17 protein-coding genes are annotated in these 18,766 nt (G+C 59.3%); 5 read left to right on the plus strand and 12 right to left on the minus strand.

The features are described from left to right. Positions 1 to 62: 62 nt before the first annotated feature. Together ACQZ5F_RS23815 and ACQZ5F_RS23820 are read left to right on the plus strand one after the other, a co-directional pair. On the plus strand, positions 63 to 1,067 hold the full coding sequence (locus ACQZ5F_RS23815; protein WP_448731106.1) for a P1 family peptidase: 1,005 nt from the start codon (positions 63 to 65) through the stop codon (positions 1,065 to 1,067). Between the two features lie 3 nt (positions 1,068 to 1,070). Next, the gene (locus tag ACQZ5F_RS23820; RefSeq protein ID WP_225338297.1) at positions 1,071 to 1,466 is read left to right on the plus strand and encodes a winged helix-turn-helix domain-containing protein; all 396 of its coding nucleotides are present in this window, start codon (positions 1,071 to 1,073) and stop codon (positions 1,464 to 1,466) included. Here ACQZ5F_RS23820 and modC read toward each other — a convergent pair. The 4 genes from modC to ACQZ5F_RS23840 form a co-directional block, all read right to left on the minus strand. Next, entirely contained in the window at positions 1,435 to 2,511 is a 1,077-nt protein-coding gene (gene modC, locus ACQZ5F_RS23825) for a molybdenum ABC transporter ATP-binding protein (protein ID WP_448731107.1), read from the minus strand. The genes ACQZ5F_RS23820 and modC overlap by 32 nt on opposite strands. Beyond that, positions 2,508 to 3,215 carry a molybdate ABC transporter permease subunit gene (gene modB / locus ACQZ5F_RS23830; RefSeq protein WP_046799475.1) on the minus strand — a complete coding sequence of 236 codons (708 nt, stop codon included), beginning with the start codon at positions 3,213 to 3,215 and terminating at the stop codon, positions 2,508 to 2,510. The genes modC and modB overlap by 4 nt, the downstream gene beginning before the upstream one ends. 53 nt (positions 3,216 to 3,268) lie before the next feature. After that, positions 3,269 to 4,060: a molybdate ABC transporter substrate-binding protein gene (modA, locus tag ACQZ5F_RS23835; RefSeq protein ID WP_137085305.1), complete on the minus strand. Its 792-nt coding sequence runs from the start codon at positions 4,058 to 4,060 to the stop codon at positions 3,269 to 3,271. Between the two features lie 206 nt (positions 4,061 to 4,266). Next, positions 4,267 to 5,550 carry an NAD(P)/FAD-dependent oxidoreductase gene (locus ACQZ5F_RS23840; protein ID WP_448731112.1) on the minus strand — a complete coding sequence of 428 codons (1,284 nt, stop codon included), beginning with the start codon at positions 5,548 to 5,550 and terminating at the stop codon, positions 4,267 to 4,269. Between the two features lie 130 nt (positions 5,551 to 5,680). Here ACQZ5F_RS23840 and ACQZ5F_RS23845 point away from each other — a divergent pair, with 130 nt between their 5' ends. Further along, positions 5,681 to 6,595 (plus strand): LysR family transcriptional regulator, encoded by a 915-nt coding sequence (locus ACQZ5F_RS23845; RefSeq protein ID WP_448731108.1) that lies wholly within the window; start codon positions 5,681 to 5,683, stop codon positions 6,593 to 6,595. Between the two features lie 103 nt (positions 6,596 to 6,698). After that, positions 6,699 to 6,935, plus strand: a complete 237-nt coding sequence (locus ACQZ5F_RS23850; RefSeq protein ID WP_003521320.1) for an Lrp/AsnC ligand binding domain-containing protein — start codon at positions 6,699 to 6,701, stop codon at positions 6,933 to 6,935. A gap of 295 nt (positions 6,936 to 7,230) precedes the next feature. Here the strand turns inward: ACQZ5F_RS23850 and ACQZ5F_RS23855 are convergent, their stop codons facing one another. From ACQZ5F_RS23855 to epmA, 3 genes are all read right to left on the minus strand, one after another. Next, on the minus strand, positions 7,231 to 7,419 hold the full coding sequence (locus tag ACQZ5F_RS23855; RefSeq protein ID WP_045019798.1) for a hypothetical protein: 189 nt from the start codon (positions 7,417 to 7,419) through the stop codon (positions 7,231 to 7,233). Between the two features lie 377 nt (positions 7,420 to 7,796). Then, the gene (locus ACQZ5F_RS23860; protein ID WP_448731109.1) at positions 7,797 to 8,861 is read right to left on the minus strand and encodes a lysine-2,3-aminomutase-like protein; all 1,065 of its coding nucleotides are present in this window, start codon (positions 8,859 to 8,861) and stop codon (positions 7,797 to 7,799) included. Next, positions 8,858 to 9,922 carry an EF-P lysine aminoacylase EpmA gene (epmA, locus tag ACQZ5F_RS23865; RefSeq protein ID WP_448731110.1) on the minus strand — a complete coding sequence of 355 codons (1,065 nt, stop codon included), beginning with the start codon at positions 9,920 to 9,922 and terminating at the stop codon, positions 8,858 to 8,860. The genes ACQZ5F_RS23860 and epmA overlap by 4 nt, the downstream gene beginning before the upstream one ends. 251 nt (positions 9,923 to 10,173) lie before the next feature. On the opposite strand from epmA, the gene efp reads away from it, so the two are divergent. Further along, positions 10,174 to 10,743 carry an elongation factor P gene (efp, locus tag ACQZ5F_RS23870; RefSeq protein ID WP_046799469.1) on the plus strand — a complete coding sequence of 190 codons (570 nt, stop codon included), beginning with the start codon at positions 10,174 to 10,176 and terminating at the stop codon, positions 10,741 to 10,743. Positions 10,744 to 10,857: 114 nt separating this feature from the next. Here efp and ACQZ5F_RS23875 read toward each other — a convergent pair whose 3' ends face one another. The 5 genes from ACQZ5F_RS23875 to ACQZ5F_RS23895 all read right to left on the minus strand — a co-directional run bounded on the left by ACQZ5F_RS23875 (position 10,858) and on the right by ACQZ5F_RS23895 (position 18,611). After that, a complete protein-coding gene (locus ACQZ5F_RS23875) occupies positions 10,858 to 12,300 on the minus strand; it encodes an efflux transporter outer membrane subunit (RefSeq protein ID WP_052818812.1) in 1,443 nt (480 codons plus the stop codon). A 149-nt stretch (positions 12,301 to 12,449) separates the two neighbouring features. Then, on the minus strand, positions 12,450 to 15,539 hold the full coding sequence (locus tag ACQZ5F_RS23880) for an efflux RND transporter permease subunit (RefSeq protein ID WP_046799467.1): 3,090 nt from the start codon (positions 15,537 to 15,539) through the stop codon (positions 12,450 to 12,452). Positions 15,540 to 15,593: 54 nt separating this feature from the next. Further along, positions 15,594 to 16,796 (minus strand): efflux RND transporter periplasmic adaptor subunit, encoded by a 1,203-nt coding sequence (locus ACQZ5F_RS23885; protein WP_046799466.1) that lies wholly within the window; start codon positions 16,794 to 16,796, stop codon positions 15,594 to 15,596. Between the two features lie 202 nt (positions 16,797 to 16,998). After that, on the minus strand, positions 16,999 to 17,658 hold the full coding sequence (locus ACQZ5F_RS23890) for a TetR/AcrR family transcriptional regulator (protein ID WP_046799465.1): 660 nt from the start codon (positions 17,656 to 17,658) through the stop codon (positions 16,999 to 17,001). Positions 17,659 to 17,660: 2 nt separating this feature from the next. After that, positions 17,661 to 18,611 carry a phosphoribosylaminoimidazolesuccinocarboxamide synthase gene (locus ACQZ5F_RS23895; protein ID WP_046799464.1) on the minus strand — a complete coding sequence of 317 codons (951 nt, stop codon included), beginning with the start codon at positions 18,609 to 18,611 and terminating at the stop codon, positions 17,661 to 17,663. Between the last annotated feature and the right edge of the window lie 155 nt (positions 18,612 to 18,766).

Consider the following 18,766-nt stretch of genomic DNA (forward strand, 5'->3'; position numbering starts at 1 on the left):
CGTCACCTTTTGCGTTGACAGTGTCCTGCGGCGGCGGGATACCGGGAGAAAAGGGGAACGGCATGGCGACACGCAACAATCTTCTCACGGATATCGACGGTGTTTCGGTCGGCAATGTCACCGATCTTTCCCTCGGCTCCGGCGTCACGGCGATTGTTTTCGAAAAGTCCGCCATCGCCTCCGGCTCGGCTCTCGGCGGTGCGCCCGGCGGGCGCGATACCGGCCTGCTCGACCCGGCGATGACGGTTGAAACTGTGGATGCCCTGGTGCTTTCCGGCGGTTCGGCCTTCGGGCTGGATGCGGCGGGCGGGGTTCAGGCCGGGTTGCGTGAGATCGGTCGTGGGTTGCAGGTGGGTTCCACCCGCGTGCCCATCGTGCCCCAGGCGATCCTGATGGATCTGCTGAATGGTGGCGACAAGGGCTGGGGCCTGCATTCACCCTATCGCGAGATGGGATATGCGGCCTTCAAGGCGGCAGGCCGCGAGGCGTTCGAACTTGGAACGGTGGGTGCAGGAACGGGTGCGACGACCGCCACCTTCAAGGGTGGTCTGGGTTCGGCCAGTGCCATCAGTTCCGGCGGCTATAAGGTGGCGGCCATCGTCGCGGTCAATGCGCTTGGTTCCGCGACGGTCGGCACAAGCTGCCATTTCTGGTCCGCGCCTTTTGAAATGCAGGGTGAATTCGGCGATTGCGGTTTTCCGGAGCGTTTCCAACCGGACCATACCGCACTGCGGCTCAAGGGGATCAATCTCACGGCGACAACCATCGGCGCGGTGCTGACCGATGCGACGCTTACAAAGGCGCAGGCGCACCGCCTGTCCATCATGGCGCATGACGGGCTGGCGCGTGCGGTTCTCCCTGCCCATTTGCCGAGCGATGGCGACACCATGTTCGCGGCTGCGACCGGCGACAAGCCGCTTGAAGGCGGCGTTCATTTCGCCGAGCTCTGCTATCTCGCCACGATCGTGATGGCGCGAGCGGTGGCGCGCGGCGTCTATGAGGCGATGGCGCTGCCGGTTGCGGGCGCTCAAAAGGCCTATCGCGATCTTCATAGGCAGGACCGCTGAGCGATGAACGAAACGAGAGCACCGCTGAAACCCGTCCTCCGCATCGACTTCCCCCCCGGCGAGCGCCTGGGCCACGGCAAAATCGAGTTGATGGAGTTGATCGTCGAGACCGGCTCGATTTCGGCCGCCGGGCGGGCGATGGATATGTCCTATCGCCGCGCATGGCTGCTGGTCGATGCGCTGAACCATATGTTCAGGCAGCCGGTGATCGAATCCCAGCGCGGCGGCAAGCAGGGAGGCGGTGCGGCATTGACCGCCTTCGGCACGGAATTGCTTGAGCGCTATCGCGGCATGGAAAGGCGGATGGTCGAGGTCTTGCGTCAGGATATTGAGTGGCTGGAGGCCAACCGCAATCCGGAGGACGCGGTCAATACGGATCGAGAGCCGCCGATTTTATGATCGCATGAACCGGTTTCCCGGGCTGCAGTTGCAGGCGTTCTCGCGAGAGGTCGGTGATGCGCGACTGGATGATATCGCCACCGCAATCCACCTGAACCGTCACCATGCCGTCCTCGCTGACCGAGATATCTGCGACATGGCCTTCGAGAATGTTGAGTGCGCTGAGGCCCTCGGGCTTCACCAAAGCCAGCATCACATCGCGAGCCGGTATCAGCACCCGCGCAGGGCTGCCGGATGCTCCCTTTTTTGCCGGAACCTGAAGCAGCGCTGTGCTTATTCTGATGGCGGCAAGCCCGTGCCGTTCATCAAAGCTTTCGATACGCCCTGACAGGATGCTGCCCGCTTCCCGCCGCTCCAGATGGCTGCTGAAATCGGGTCTCCCGAGCACATCGGCCGCATTTCCCTGCGCCTCCACCTTACCGTCTTTCATCACCACGATGCGGTCGGCAAGGCGTGCGACTTCCTGGATGGAATGGCTGACATAAACAATCGGAATTTTTGTCTCGTCGCGCAGCCGCTCGAGATAGGGAATGATCTCGGCCTTGCGCTGTTCGTCCAGCGAGGCGAGCGGTTCGTCCATCAAAAGCAGTCTGGGGGAAGAAAGCAATGCGCGGCCGATGGCAACGCGCTGTTTTTCGCCGCCCGAGAGTTTGTTCGGACGGCGCTGCAAGAGATGGCCGATGCCGAGCATGTCGACGATACGGTCTTCTTGTACAGCCTTGGTTTTGTCTGAGGTGAACCATCTGCCATAATTCAGGTTCTGCGCCACGCTGAGGTGCGGGAAGAGCCGCGCCTCCTGAAAGACATAACCGAAACGGCGTTTATGGGCCGGCAGGAACAGCCGGTTTCCGCTATCGGCCAGCATTTCGCCGTCGAGCGAGACCTTTCCTTCATCCGGCCTCAGCAGGCCGGCGATGATGCGGATCATCGATGTCTTGCCGGAGCCGGAGCGTCCGAACAGTGCGGTCACGCCGCCTTCGGAGGCAAATGACGCGTCGAGTTCGAAAGAGCCGAGGCGATGGCGGGTGGAGACCGAAAGCGTCATTCCATGCTCACCCGTTTGCCGATGATGCGGGCCAGAAACTCCGAGACGAGCAAGGCGAGCATGGAAATCACGACGGAAACGATGGTCAGCCGCAATGCACCTGCATCGCCACCGGGCACCTGGGTGAAGGTGTAGATGGCGGCGGACAGGGTCTGAGTCTCTCCGGGAATATTGGACACGAAGGTGATGGTCGCGCCGAATTCGCCCATGGCCTTGGCAAAAGCGAGGATCATGCCGGCGATGATGCCGGGGAGCGTCAGCGGCAGGGTGACGGTGAGGAATACCCAGAACGGGCTTGCCCCCAAGGTACCCGCTGCCTCTTCCAGCTTGCGGTCCACCGCCTCGATGGAGAGGCGGATGGAGCGCACCATCAGCGGGAAAGCCATGACGGCGCAGGCGAGTGCCGCCCCCGTCCAGCGGAAGGAAAAGACGATGCCGAACCAGCTATCGAGAAATTGCCCAATGGCGCCCCTGCGGCCGAAGAGAACGAGCAACAAAAAGCCGGTGACGACGGGCGGCAGAATGAGCGGCAGGTGGACGATGCCGTTCAGCAGCGATTTGCCCCAGAAGCGGCCGCGGGCAAGTGCCACGGCCACCGCAATGCCGAAGGGCAGGCTGGCAAGCATGGCGATGGAGGACACCCACAGGCTGAGCCTGATCGCCGTCCATTCTTCGGGGCTGAGGGTCCACCAATGCAATGCCATATCCTGCAATTGTCAAGTTTCATGGCCCACCGGGAGGTGGGCCTGAGGCAAGCTTACTTCAAAACGGTAAAGCCTTGCTTTTCGAAGAAGGGCGTTGCCTTGGCCGACTTCAGGAAATCCAGATAGGCTTTTGCTGCCGGTGATTTTGCTTCCGAAAGAATGGCGACCGGGTAGATGATCGGCGGGTGGCTGTCTTCCGGGAAAGTACCAACAATCTTCACGCCCGGATCGGCGGCGGCGTCGGTCTGGTAAACGATGCCATAGGGCGCTTCGCCGCGCGAGACGAGCAACAGGGCGGCACGCACGCTTTCCGCGCCGGCGACTTTCTTTTCGACCGAAGACCAGGCGCCGAGCTTTTCCAGAGCGGCCTTGCCGTATTTGCCGGCGGGAACGGAATCGACCGCGCCCATGGCCAGACGGCCATCGCCCACGAGAGCAGCAAGATCAAAACCCTGCTTGATATCGACTGGCTTTGCCTTGTCTGCGGGAGCGACGAGAACGATGCGATTGCCGAGAAGATTGGAGCGGCTGTCAGCGTTGATCAGCTTCTTTTCGGCAACATAATCCATCCATGCAAGGTCAGCGGAAATGAAGATATCCGCCGGCGCGCCCTGCTCGATCTGCTTGGCAAGCGCGGAGCTTGCGGCGTAAGAAACGGTCGCTTCGTTGCCGCTGTCCTTTGCCCATTCGGCATTGATAGCGTCGAGCGCGTTTTTCATGCTCGCGGCGGCAAAGACCGTAACCTTTTCGGCGGCATGGGCCGGAACACCCACAAAGGAAGCTGCCACCCAGAAGGAGGTGGCGGCGGCAATGGTTTTGAAGAAGCTGCGACGCAAAAGTCTCATTATCTGTTACCCCCGGTTCGAGATATTCTGTTGAATATATCGATAGGCCTATAGGGCAATCATTATATTTTCAAGAATATATCGATGGGTCAGGGAAAAGGCCGCAGCTTTGGCGGGTGCGGGGCAGTGAAAAAGTTCGAAAACCTTGCATTCGTCATGTTCGGGTCTGCGCCCAACATTGCAAGCATAACTGCCCGCATGTCCGATTAGAAACGCTCGCCGGCGAAATGGGCGATCTGTGCGCCAGCTTCGTAGTAAGCTTCCTTCACCGCACGGAAAGCCTGTGCCTTGGGTTCCGTTATCGGCAGAGGCAGGTCGCTTTCGGCTATGTCACCCAGAATATGGTGCGCAATTATCTTACCGAAGGCGGTGCCCGGTGCGATACCGCGGCCGTTATATCCTGAAAAGCCGACGACATTGTCTGCGAATTTGTGAAAGCGCGGTACGGCATTGTCGGTCATGCCGATCTGACCATACCATTCACATTCGAATTCCGTATCCCCGAGCTGGGGGAAAAGCCGCTTCAGCGAGCGCTTCGCCCAAGCCCGGTGAATGGCGGCGCCGGTGCCACGCAGGGCGCCGACACTGCCGAACACCAGTCGGCCGGCCTTGTCCATGCGGAAGGATGAGAGGATTTCCTTCGTATCCCAACAGCCCTCACGGCCCGGCAAAATGCTTTTTTTAAGGTTGTCGCCGAGCGGCTTGGTGGCGAAATTGAAATAGGGCAGGTAGGTCTGTTCGTCGCGGACAATCTGCCATGGGCCGGTGCTGTAGGCTTCGGTGGCCACGACGATCCAGTTGGCGGTTACCGCTCCCTGCTGCGTCTTCACCACCCATTGTCCACCGCTGCGTTCGGTCGCCACCACGGGGCTTGCAATGTGCAGTCGTGCGCCTGCCTTTTGTGCGGAGGCCGCGAGACCACGAACATAGGCAAGCGGCTGGATCGTGCCGGCGCGAGTGTCCAGAAGAGAGCCGGAATAAGCCGTGCTGCCGGTGCGCATTGCCGTTTCATCGGCATCGAGAATGCGGACGGGTGCGCCCCTCGCAGCCCATTGTTCACAGCGCTCGCGAATTTCGGTGAGGCCCTTCTCGCCGACAGCGCAATGTAAAGTGCCGTTTTTTTCGATCTCGCAGGGAATCTCGTGTTTCTCCACCAATGCGCGCACGAGCAGCGGCGCATCACCCAAAAGGCCGAGAAGGCGTTCCCCATAAACCTCGCCCAATACGCCCGGCAATTCCTTTGGCATGACCCACATACCACCATTGATGAGGCCGACATTACGGCCTGCGCCGCCGAAGCCGATTTCCTTGCCTTCGAGAAGGACGACGTCTACGCCTCTTTCAGCAAGATGCAGGGCAGCGGATTGCCCGGTGAAGCCGCCACCGACGACCACGACATCGGCAACCGCCGAGCCCTGCAAAGCGGACGTTACGGGCGGCTGCGGCGCGGTCTTTTCCCAGAGGCCGTGCGAGCGGGGGTCGTTATACATCATTCCACCATATTCCGGGCCAGTTCATTTGTTTTTCGTATGAGTGGCAAGCCCTTGTTTATGAGACTTTACAAGCGGTCGTGCCTGTTGAATATCGACATATCGTCAAGAGTTCATTCCGTGAGGGAATATGGTTCTGCCACCGCGCCGTTTTATGCCGTCGCTTTCGCTGCTGGCGGCCTTCGAAGCCGCTTCGCGCGCGGGCAGCGTCACCGCCGCGGCGAGGGAACTGGGCCTGACGCAGGGCGCGGTCAGCCGGCAAATCCTGGCGCTGGAAGAACAGCTTGGTGTGGCGCTGTTTCTCCGCGAGCGGCAGACGATCCGGCTGACAAGGGCGGGGGAGGGTTATGCGCGGGAAATTCGCGAAGCACTGCGGCGCATATCGACCGCTTCGCTAAATCTGCGTGCCAATCCGGATGGGGGCACGCTCAATCTCGGTGTGCTGCCCAGCTTCGGCACGCGCTGGCTCGTGCCGCGCCTTCCCGATTTCATCGCTCGGCATCCGGGTGTTTCGGTCAATCTTTTAACGCGGTCGTCACTGTTCGATTTCCGGACCGATACCGTTGATGCGGCGATCCATTTCGGCCTACCGCACTGGCCGGGCACCGAGCTGGTTTTCCTGATGCATGAAAAGGTCGTTCCGGTTTGCAGCCCGGCCTTCAGGGAGCGCCATGGACTTTCAAGGCCGGGCGATCTGTTGCAAGTGCCGCTGCTGCATATGACGACCCGGCCGGATGCCTGGGAACAATGGTTTCGCAGCCATGAGGTGCGTTTCGACAATGTGCACGGCATGCTCTTCGATCAGTTCACCACCAATGCCGAAGCCGCAGGTGCGGGGCTCGGCGTATCGCTCATTCCTTCCTTCATGATCGAGGAAGAGTTGCGAAGCGGGCGTCTGGTTGCGGCTGTTGCGGGGGAAGTGCAAAGCGAGGAGGCCTATTATCTTGCCTGTATGCCTGATCGCGCCGGTTATGCGCCGCTCGAGAGCTTCCGGCGCTGGATCGTTTCCGAGGCGGCACGTGGGGCGGGGGCGTTTTCGGCGTAAACTGGCGGGCGGTCTTGCAAGTCTGCTGCGGCTCAGCCAATAGTGCGCCATGACGTGTGGCGCCAGACGCCACACACCGAAAGTTCCAATACGGGAGATGTCCGTGAAGCCCATTTTCGTTCAGCTTCAATGTGAGCCCGGCAAGACTTATGATGTCGCCGACGCCATCTATAAAACCGAACTGGTTTCCGAGCTTTATTCCACCAGCGGCGAATATGATCTGCTGCTGAAAATCTATCTTCCGCAGGAAGAGGATATCGGCAAGTTCATCAACCAGAACATCGTCAATATTCCGGGGATCGTCCGCTCGCTGACGACGCTGACCTTCACCGCGTTCTGACGCGGATAAGCCTTCATGCACGTATCGATATCATCGCTGTGAAGGCGGTGGTCGGGCTCCCTGAGGCGCCACGCCGCTTCATCGGATCGAGATGTGTATCTTTGGGGAGGAGGCCTTGTCCGGGCTTTCAGATCAGCGGATCGGAGTGTTTTGATACACCCTGAATGGGCTGCGTCACACCGGCAGACGAATTGTCATGCAAAATAAAAGCGCGCCATCGGCCCGCAATTTGAGGTCCGATATTTGGCGCGCTCTGGTTTTGACGGTTCTGTGAGCGGGCGATAGTTTTCCCGCATCAAGCCGCGGCCAGATTCCGGTTGCGCACGAGATCACGGATTGCGATCCGCACGTCATCGGCGCTGTCGAACTTCTGTTCGTCCAGATCGTGAACGTGGAACTTCACCGCGATGAACTTCAACCGGTCGTTGTCCGGTATGACGATGCCGACGGGTTCGCCAGCGAATTCAATGACTTGCTTTTGCATAGATATACTCCCGCTGTGGCTACTTCACAGCATGTTGTCGAACTGAATTTCAGGAAATTGAGACCGTTAAGTCACATTCGACAGCAGCGGGAACACGTGGATTTAAATCCAGCATTCCAGGACACAAGACCAAGGATTGCGTTAATGTTGATATATTTTGACATGACACACTCCCTGTAATTGGTGTTGGCCCGGAATCAGGAGACTCGTTCTCCAGTTACACACTGATAATCCAGACCTGCACTAAAATCAATGCTGATTGTTATAGGTAGAATATTTTTCTTTATGATGACAGGAGAGGGGCGGAATTGTGAAATTTTTGTTTTCGTTGATGGCCGCTCGCAAAAGCCCGGCACAGCGGGCTTTTTATGTTTTTTTTAATTGCTGCCGGCTGTCTGCGGCGGATAAATATGATCGTTTCCGTTGAAATCGGATATGGAATAACAGCCCTCGCGGGTTTTTTCGGCCGCATTTCTGCCAATTGCCGCCTTGCCGTGGCCGCCGGGTATGTCGAGAACATAGGTCGGCTGGCAGAGACCGGAGAGATTTCCCCGCAAAGCGGAAACGATTCGCTGGCCCTCTTCGATCGTCAGCCGGAAATGGCCGGTGCCGGGGGCAAGATCGGGATGATGCAGGTAATAGGGCTTGATGCGCGTCTCAACAAAGGCGCGCATCAGCTCCGCTAGAATTGCCGGGTCGTCATTGACGCCCTTCAGAAGCACCGTCTGGCTGACCATGGCTATGCCGGCATCAATCAGCCGCGCGCAGGCGCTTCTGGCTTCGTCGCCGAGTTCGCGCGCGTGATTGGCGTGCAGGGCAACATAGGTGGTCTTGCCGCTTGCCTTCAGTGCATCGATCAGCGCCGCGTCGATGCGGTCGGGATCGACCACCGGCACGCGGGTATGGAAGCGAACGATCTTCACATGCGGTATGTCTTTTAACCGCTTCATCAGGTCGGACAGGCGCCGCGCCGAGAGCACCAGCGGATCGCCGCCAGTGAGGATGACTTCCCAGATGGCCGGGTTGGCATTTATGTAGTCAAATGCGGCGTCCAGCTCCTCCGGGCTCATCATGCCGTTGCCCTGCGGGCCGACCATTTCGCGGCGGAAACAGAAACGGCAATAGACCGGGCAGACATGCACCGCCTTCAATAGGACCCGGTCGGGATAACGGTGAACGATGCCATGCACCGGGCTGTGGGCTTCGTCGCCGATCGGATCGTCCCGCTCTTCCGGAAGGTGGACGAGTTCGGCTGGATCCGGGACGAATTGCCTGGCGATCGGATCGTTCGGATCGCCGCTATCCACCAGCCCGGCAATGGCCGGCGTGATCGCCAGCGCGTAACGCTGGGTCACGACGCGCAGGCTCTCCAGCGCGCTGGCCTCGACCAGCCCCGCTTCGACGAGTGCTTCGGGTGTCTTGATGGTTTCAAGCCTTGTCATCGTCCATATTCCGCAACGGGCGCCCACACGACGAGATCGATACGGGGAGCGCCGGTTGCCAGCATTACCAGCCTGTCAAAACCGAGCGCAATGCCGCTGGCTTGCGGCATGATGGCAAGAGCCGCCAGAAAATCCTCGTCCAGCGGATAGGTCTCGCCATAGACCCGCTGCTTCTCGGTCATTTCCATTTCGAAGCGCCGCCGCTGCTCGGCAGCGTCGGTCAATTCACCGAAGGCGTTGGCAAGTTCCACGCCGCAGGCATAAAGCTCGAAACGCTCCGCCACGCGCGCATCCTTCGCAGACTTGCGGGCAAGGGCTGCTTCACTGGTCGGGTATTCATCCAGAATGGTGGCGCGGCCGAAACCCAGCTCCGGCTCCACCCGCTCGACGATGACGCGGCTGAACATATCCGCCCAGGTGTCATCGTCGGCGACGCGGATGCCGGCATTGGTGAGGCTGGCGGCAAGGTGGCGCGCGTCCGTCTCGCCGTTTCGGCTGATGGTGGCCAGAAGGTCAATTCGCGCATATCGCTCGAAGGCTTCGGCGACGCTCAGACGCTCCGGCTCCAGGAAAGGATCGACGCTGCGGCCGCGAAAGGTGAAGTTTTTTGTGCCCGTGGTTTCGGCGGCCAGCGCCAGAAGATCGGCGCTGTCCTTCATCAGGCTCTCGTAGGTTTCGCCGACCCGATACCATTCCAGCATGGTGAATTCCGGATGGTGCAGGGGGCCTCTTTCGCGGTTCCTGTAAACATGGGCGAAACAGGAAATCCGTTTTTCACCGGCGGCGAGCAGCTTCTTGCAGGCGAATTCCGGCGAAGTGTGAAGATAGAGCGATACGGTGTTGCCAGCCGGGGTGAGGCCCTCAGTGGCGAAAGCGTGCAGATGGGCTTCGTTGCCGGGAGAAATCTGCAATGTGGCGGTATCGACTTCGAGAAAATCGGCGTGGGCGAAATAGCTGCGAAATGCTGACTGGATCGCATTGCGGCCAATGAGAAAAGCGCGGCGGTCGGCGTGGACGTCCGGCGTCCACCATGGCGACATTGTCTCGTTGCTTGCGCGCATCTTTTCTTCGTTTCCGTCTTCTCTGCGGCGTCCGATTGCGGCCAAACAGTCCGCAAAACGCCTGATCGCGTCATTTAAAGCAATTCCGGGCGGAAAACCGCTAGGCACTCTTCCGCGAATTGCTGTAGAAGGCTGGCAATTCGCGCGGATTTAAGGTAGTTGCGCCCCAGAAAAAAGACAAAATGTCTGCCGGGGCCGGTGCTGCCGCGCAGTCCTTTACGACGCATTTCATCGAGTTACAAGGAAGTCATATGGTCAAGGTTATCGCCTCATCCGTCCGCAAGGGCAATGTTCTCGACGTGGACGGCAAGCTTTACGTCGTTCTTACCGCGCAGAACTTCCACCCAGGCAAGGGCACGCCGGTTACGCAGGTGGACATGCGCCGCATCGTTGACGGCGTGAAGGTCTCCGAGCGCTGGCGCACCACCGAGCAGGTCGAGCGCGCTTTCGTTGAAGACCTGAACTTCCAGTTCCTTTATGAAGACGGCGAAGGCTTCCACTTCATGAACCCGGAAAACTACGATCAGGTCGTTGTCGACGTGGATACGATGGGTGATCAGAAGGCCTACCTGCAGGAAGGCATGACCTGCGTTCTTTCCATTCACGAAGGCAATCCGCTGTCCGTCGAACTGCCGCGCCACGTCACGCTGGAAATCATGGAAACGGAACCGGTCGTGAAGGGCCAGACGGCGTCTTCTTCCTACAAGCCGGCAATTCTCTCCAACGGTATCCGCACCATGGTGCCGCCGCATATCGATGCCGGTATCCGCGTGGTCATCGCGACGGAAGACAATTCCTACGTCGAGCGCGCCAAGAACTGAGCCTGACGGCCGGTTAAACAAAAGCACCGGGCGACCGGTGCTTTTTTATTTATGTCCTGAACAACAAAAAGCCCGCGTCGAGACGCGGGCTTTTTGTTTGCCTTGCGGCTTTTCTTACATGGACTTTGCGGCGGTCCGGGTTGGGCCAGCCGGCTTCTTCGGGGCAGGCTGGCCAACGGCATAACCGCCACCGAGAGCCACGTTGAGCGAGACATAATCCTGCGCGGTCGTCTGGATCGCCGTGGCAAGGTTTGCCTGCGCATCCGAGACCGAGCGCTGGGCATCCAGAACATCGAGCAGAGACGATGCACCATCGCGATAGCTGGCGGTGGAGAGCTGCAGCGCTTCCTGGTAGGAGGCGACGGTCTTTCTCAGCGCGTCCACGGTACGCTGGTCGCGATTGATGGCGGCCAGAGCATTTTCGACTTCTTCCACGGCGGTGAGAACGGTCGCCTTCCAGACGAGATATTGCTCGCGTGCCTGTGAGTTGGCGATGTCGACATTGGCGCGGAGCCTGCCGCCATCAAGGATCGGAAGAGTGAGGCTTGGACCGAAGGACCAGCTGTTGGCCGTTCCTCTCGAGCCGCCACTCAGGAAATTGTAGCTCGGGGTGATCGCGCCACCAAGCTCGATGCTCGGATAAAGTTGAGCCTCGCTTACACCGATCGTGGCGACCGCAGCGGCAAGATTGCGTTCGGCGACGCGGATGTCAGGACGGTTGCGGATCAGGTCGGCCGGGATACCGGTGCGGGGAACTGCGCGCGCAACGGGCTGGCGTGCGCCCTTCTGCAGTTCGGTAATGAGCGACGAGGCCGGCATGCCGAGCAGGGTCGCGATGCGATGTGCTGCCCTGCGGAAGCTGGTTTCGAGGCCGGGTATCTGCGACAGCGTGGAATTGACCAGACCTTCGGACTGGACGACATCGAGGCGCGAGGCCGCACCCGCTTCGAGCTGCAACTTGGTCAAGTCAAGCGTTTCGCGGCGCGAACCCAGGTTCTGGCGAGCGATCTCCAGACGTTCCTGATAGTAGCGCACGTCGATATAGGCGGCGGCGACGGCCGAAATCAGCGTCAGGCGCTGAACGTCGACCGTGGAGTAGGCGGCATCCAGCGATGCATTGGCGCTTTCGGTTGCGCGGCGGTAGCGGCCGAAGAGGTCAAGGAACCAGGAAACGCTGAGGCCGCCGGAAGACACGTTGGTGACGGGAGTGTCACGGTAGCTGCCCTTGGTCTCGCTGATCTGGTGTTGACCCTGCGCCGTGAGGCTCGGCAGGCCGCCGGCGCCCTCCGCGATCACCTGGGCCTGCGCCTGATTGATGCGCTCGATCGCCTGCATCACGGTGAGGTTCTGCGCCAGGCCGGTGGAAACGTAACCGTTCAGGCGGTTGTCGTTAAAGGCCGTCCACCATGCAACGTTGCTGATGTCGCCATTACTGGTTTTTCCGGCTTCCGCAAACTTTCCCGGCAATTGGATTTCCGGCGTCTTGTGGTCGGGTCCGACGACGCAGCCTGAAAGCAGCAGCATTGTCAGGGGAAGAGTAGCGCGAATAGACAGCATGTAATTTTCCCAATTCTCTGGTTGGCTTACCGAGCGCGGCTTGCTGGCAAATGGGCTGCGCGGTCGATATGCCGTAGAAACGTGCATTAGCCAAATCGGCAACATTTCTAGCAGCGTATTAACGGTTGGCACAGCCCATTTTTGTTTTGTTAACGCCTTGAAAGGCGACGAATGATGACGAAAAAGGACGGAACGAAGAAAATTCCGAGGAGTGTTGCAGAAAGCATACCACCCAGCACCCCGATACCGATTGCATTTTGCGCGGCGGAACCCGCTCCGGTTGCGATTGCGAGAGGCACGACACCGAGGATGAAGGCGAGCGATGTCATGATGATCGGACGCAGGCGAAGTTTCGCTGCCTCCAGCGTTGCTTCCAGCAGAGTTAGCCCGTGTTCCTGCCTTTCCTTGGCGAATTCGACGATCAGAATCGCGTTTTTCGCGGCAAGGCCGATGGTCGTCAGCAGGCCCACCTTGAAGTAGACGTCGTTCGACTGGCCGAAGAAATGTGCTGCGGTCAATGCGCCGAGGACGCCCACCGGCACGGCCATGATGACCGAGAAGGGGATCGACCAGCTTTCATAAAGGGCGGCAAGGCAAAGGAACACGATCAGCACCGACAGCGCGTAGAGCATCGGCGCCTGCGAGCCGGAAAGGCGTTCCTGGTAGGAAATGCCCTGCCACGCCACGGTGTAACCGCCCGGCAGGCTTGCCGTCAGCCGTTCCATTTCGTCCATGGCGTCACCGGATGCAACGCCGGCGCCGGCGGTGCCTTCGAGCGAAATCGCGCCCGTGCCGTTGAAACGGGCGAGAGACGGCGGAGCGTTGATCCATTTCACCTCGCTGAAGGAGGAGAAAGGCACCATCTCGCCGCTGGTGTTGCGGGCATACCAGAATTTGAGATCATCCGGCTGCATGCGGTAGGGCGCATCGCCCTGCACATAAACGGGCTTGAGTTCGCCGTTCAGGGTGAAGTCGTTAACATCCCGGCCGGCAAAGATCGTCGACAGCATGAGGTTCACGGAGGAGAGATCGACGCCCATGGCCCCCATCTTTTCCTGGTCGAGAATGATCTTCATCTGCGTTTCATTGTCCTGACTGTCGCTTCGAAGCGAGCTGATCTTCGGATTGCCGGTGGCAAGCGCGATCAGTTCCTTGGAAGAAGCGGTCAGTGCCTCGGTGCCGTTGCGGCCGCTATCCACGAGATACATCGAGAAACCGCTCGATGTGCCCATGCCCTGAATTGCCGGCGGCAGAAGCGGGAACACCTGCGCATCGCGGAAACCGAAGAAAGTGCCCATCGCGCGCTGCACGATGGCGCCGGCGTGCTGATCGGGTGCGGTTCTCTCGGCGAAATCCTTGAGCTTGGTGAAGACGATGGCGTTGTTCTGGCCCGAACCGCCGAAGCTGAAGCCGAGCACGCCGAAAACTGATTCGACATTGTTGGCTTCTTTTTCGCGGAAGTAGTTTTCGACCTGCTTCACCACCTCGTTGGTCCGCTCGATGTTGGAACCGGTCGGCGTCTGGATGATCGTCAGAAGCACGCCCTGGTCTTCCTGCGGCAGGAACGAGCTGGGCAATTTGGAAAAGAACCAGGCGCAGCCGCCGATCACTATCGCGAAGAGGATCATGACACGCAGGGGCCGCTTCAGCAGGTAACCGATGGAGGAAACATAGCCGTCTGTCGTCTTGCCGAAGCCGCGGTTGAACCACGCTCCCGGTCCGCGCTGCTTCTTGTGATGGTCGATCGGCTTCAGCATCGTAGCGCAGAGCGCCGGCGTCAGAACGATGGCGACCACTGCCGAAAGCAGCATGGCCGAGACGATGGTGATCGAGAACTGGCGGTAGATGATGCCCGTCGATCCGCCGAAGAAGGCCATCGGGATGAAAACGGCAGTCAGGACGAGCGCGATGCCGATGATCGCACCGGTAATTTCGCCCATCGACTTTTCGGTTGCTTCGACCGGCGACAGTCCCTCTTCCGACATGATGCGTTCGACGTTTTCGACGACGACGATGGCGTCATCGACGAGAAGGCCGATTGCCAGAACCATGGCGAACATGGTGAGCGTATTAATCGAATATCCTGTCAGCGCGAGCACGCCGAACGTGCCGAGAAGCACGACGGGCACCGCAATCATCGGAATGAAGGTAGCTCTGAGGTTCTGCAGGAACACCAGAAGCACGACGAAGACGAGGATGATCGCCTCGATCAGCGTGTGCACCACTTTCTCGATCGACAGCTTTACGAAGGGTGTCGTGTCGTAGGGATATTCGATCGCGACGCCTTCCGGCAGCGAGCCTTCGACGGCGGAAAGTGCAGACTTCACGCGTGCTGCCGTGTCGAGCGCGTTGGCGCCGGTGGCGAGGTTGACCGCGAAACCGGCAGACGGGCGACCATTGGAGCGGGAATCGCCGCCATAGGTTTCCTGGCCGATTTCGATGCGGGCGACGTCGCTGAGGCGAACGGTTGCGCCGTCCTTCTCGACTTTCAGGATGACCGATTCGAAATCGGCAACCGTGGTCAGCTGGCTCTGCGCCGTCACGGTCACATTGAGCTGCTGGCCCTTGACGGCGGGTACGGCGCCAAGCGAACCGACGGAAACCTGGGTGTTCTGGCTCTCGATGGCGCTGGTCACGTCAGCCGTGGTCAGCTGGTATTTGTTGAGCTTGAAGGGATCCAGCCAGATACGCATCGCATATTCGGAGCCGAAGACGTTGATGCTGCCCACGCCTTCAAGGCGCTTGATCTGGTCTTCGACGCGCGAGGAGAACACGTCGCCGAGATCGGCGGAGTTGCGCTTGCCGTCGGTTGAGATCAGCGCGCCAACCATCAGAATGCTCGATGTGGAGCGGCTGACCTGAAGACCCTGTTGCTGCACGGTGTCGGGCAGTTGCGACTGGACGAGCTGCAGCTTGTTCTGCACCTGAACCTGCGCGATGTCCGGCAGGATGGTATTGCCGAAGGTCAGCGTCACTTCGGCGCTGCCCGTTGAGGATGACGATGTCATATAGGTGAGGTCGTCGAGGCCGGTCATGCCGTCCTCGATGATGGTTGTCACCGATTTCTCGACGGTTTCGGCGCTGGCGCCGTTATAGGTCGCGCTGACGCGTACCGTCGTCGGCGCAATATCGGGATATTGCGAGATGGAGAGGGTCGCAATTGCCAATGCGCCGCCCAGCATGATGACGATGGCGATAACCCATGCAAAAACGGGGCGCCTGATGAAGAAATGGGCCATGGCAGTCCTGCCTTACCTTTTACGAGCTTCGAGCGGGGTGGGTCGTGCTCATGTTTATTTCGAGGGGGCGGCGGCAGGCTGAGCTTGCTGCGGCATAACGACGATACCGCGATCGTCGATGGTCACTTCAACCGGTGCGACCGTCGCACCATCGGCAATCCACTGGAAGCCGTCGACGATGAGCTTGTCGCCATCCTTGACGTTTTCCGTCACCAGCCAGGCGTTGCCCGACTGCTGGCTGGAGGGGAAGGTGCGGGTTTCCACCTTGTTTTCCGCCGTCACGAACTTTGCCGTCAGCTCGCCATTGGCGTTGCGGCTTGCGGCGCGCTGCGGAATGCGGAAACCCTTTTCCTTGCCGATGGTCAGCGTGGCGCGGACATAGGTGCCGGGAAGCAGCAGATCGTCCGGGTTCTCGAAGAGGGCGCGAATGGAGAAGGTGCCCGTGGTTTCGCTCACCGCCATGTCCGACATGTCGATCTTGCCGTCATGCTTATATTCTGTGCCGTCTTCCAGCGTCAGGTGAATACCCGTTTCCTTCGTATCGCCGCCGAGCTGGCCCGACGAGATCGCTTTTTTCAGGCGCAGGAGATTGATGCTGGATTCCATCAGGTCGATATAGATGGGATCGATGCGGCGCAGCGTCGTCAAAGCCGTTGTCTGGTTCGCCGTGACCACGTTGCCAATGCTGAAAGCAGTCGCGCTGGTAATGCCGTCGAAGGGCGCGCGGACTTTGGTGAGATCGAGGTTGATTTCAGCTGTTTCCAGCGCCGCCTTGGTCTGGGCCACATCGGCCTGGGCCTGCAACAGCGTCACCTTGGCGTTTTCATATTCGATCTGGGTTGCGCCGCTGTTGACCAGCCGCTCGTAACGGGCAAGGTTTGCCTCGGCGCTCGGAACGCTTGCTTCGGCCTTCGCCACGCTGGCCTTGGCCTGCGCCACTTCCGCCATATAGGTGTTGTCCTCGATCTGGTAGAGAACATCGCCCTGCTTGACTTCGCTGCCTTCCTTGAAGGGAATTTCGCGGATGATGCCGGTAACGCGCGGGCGGATTTCCGCCGTCTGGAACGCGCTGGCGCGGCCGGGAAGAACGGTGGTCAAGGGATATTCGCTGGTCTTCATCACGATGATGCTGACCGGCGACGGTGGGCGCTCGGCACCCTGGCCGGCGGTCTGGCTGCTCTCGCCGCCATCGCTGCATCCCGCAAGAACCGCGGTTACACACAGAGAAGCAAATAGGGGTAAAATACGTCGGCTCATTGTTCTTCCCTGCGTATCGATCGCATTCAACTATAAGCGCAATGTCGCTCGGCGGATGCGCGTCCGGGAGGAGCAGGTATGACAGGAAAGGCCTTATTGGGGGCCTTCGTCATCACATTCATTCCGGACCGCCACGCGCATAGAAGCGCAGGCTTAGGCGCTTCGCAAGCAATTGCGAGAAGGTGACGTAAATAGGGAATCGTCACTTAGCAAGCGGATTGCGCAATCCGGCGTCGATTAAATCGACGAGTTGATCACAACGTGTTGCCAAATTGCCGATATCTTCCCGTGCAAGGAGGACGGGATGGATAACGCTTGTCAGCGCGTGGAGCACGGTTTCCGCGAGCGGCGGAATATCCGCCGGCGCATAGACCTTCGCGTCGATACCGTCGCTGATAATGTCGGCTAACAGGTTTGCGATGACGGATTTATAATAGTCGCCGCACTTCATGTCCTGCTTGGCCGTCATCAGGATCATTTCGAATATATAGGGATTGTCGTTGAGGTCCTGGTGGTGCTGTTCCATCAGGGTACGGGCGAGGTGGCGCAATCTGGCAAGCGGCGGGTGGCCATCGTCGAGCGGCCGAATCTCTCTTTCGAAGATCCCGATCTGCTCGAAAGCTATGGCGTCGACGAGTGCGTTCTTCGAACTGAAATTCTTGAAGACATTGGCGGGCGACATGCCGAGTGCTGCGGCGATATCGGCAATCGCCACCGCATTGAAGCCACGCTCGCGAAAAAGCTCTTCGGCTTTGGTGAGAATGTCCCGCCGCGTTTCTTCGGCGGAACGGCGAGGTCGGCGTTTGACGGGACGATCATTCTTCCTGTCCACCTTTCTCGCCTGTTCTATTGTTTTGCTCACGGTCAGACTCCGGGGAAAAAGGGCTCCAGATTCCGGCGTATTCTTGCAAGCGGCGTCTCACCGCTATCGTCGGGAACGAAACTCTGTCCGGTGATGCGTTCGTAAGCATCAATATAGACCTTCGAGGTCTGCAAGACGAGGTCCTGCGGAATTTCGGGAACCTCGTCCTTATAGGGGTCGCAACGTTCGGCAACCCAGGCTCTGACGAAATCCTTGTCGAAGCTGGCCGGCCGCGTGCCGTTGCGGAAGCTTTCCTCATAGCTGTCAGCCATCCAGTAACGGCTGCTATCCGGCGTGTGGATTTCGTCAGCCAGAATGATCGTGCCGTTTTCATCCGTGCCGAATTCATATTTCGTGTCGACGAGAATGAGGCCCTGCTTTGCGGCAATCTCCTGTCCGCGCTTGAACAGTGCCAGTGCGTAACGAGACAGCGTGTCCCACTGCTCCTGCGTCAGAAGTTTCTTCTCGACGATCTCTGCAGGTGTTAGCGGTTCGTCATGGCCGCCATCGAAGGCCTTACTCGTTGGCGTGATGACCGGTTCGGGCAAAATCTGGTTGTCCTTCATCCCGTCCGGCAGGCTCATGCCGTACATCTGCCGCTCACCCTTCTTATAAAGGGTAAGGATCGATGTGCCGGTGGTGCCGGCCAGATAACCGCGAACCACCACCTCGACCGGCAATATGTCCAGCCTCTTGCCAATGACGACATTCGGATCGGGATAGCTGACCACATGGTTGGGGCAGATGTCCTTTGTCTGTTCGAACCAGTAGCGCGCCGTCTGGGTCAATACCTGTCCCTTATAAGGGATGGACGTAAGGATGCGGTCGAATGCGCTGAGGCGGTCGGTGGATATGATGATGCGGTTGCCGTCAGGCAGATCGTAGTTTTCCCGCACCTTGCCACGGTAGTAATTCGGCAGCTCGGGAATGACGGCTTCATCGAGAATGCGCACGGGTTCTCCAATTCTAGGCTCTATAAAGGGCGCTGGACGCCCCAATCTGGCTGAAACTCTTGTCCGTTCCTATTGCATGTTTCCTGGAACAGGGCCAGCCGGGAGATAAAGGAGGCCCATTCTGGCCCTTCGACTCCATTTCTGTTAAATCTCTA

The organism is Agrobacterium sp. 22-210-1 (assembly GCF_053522525.1).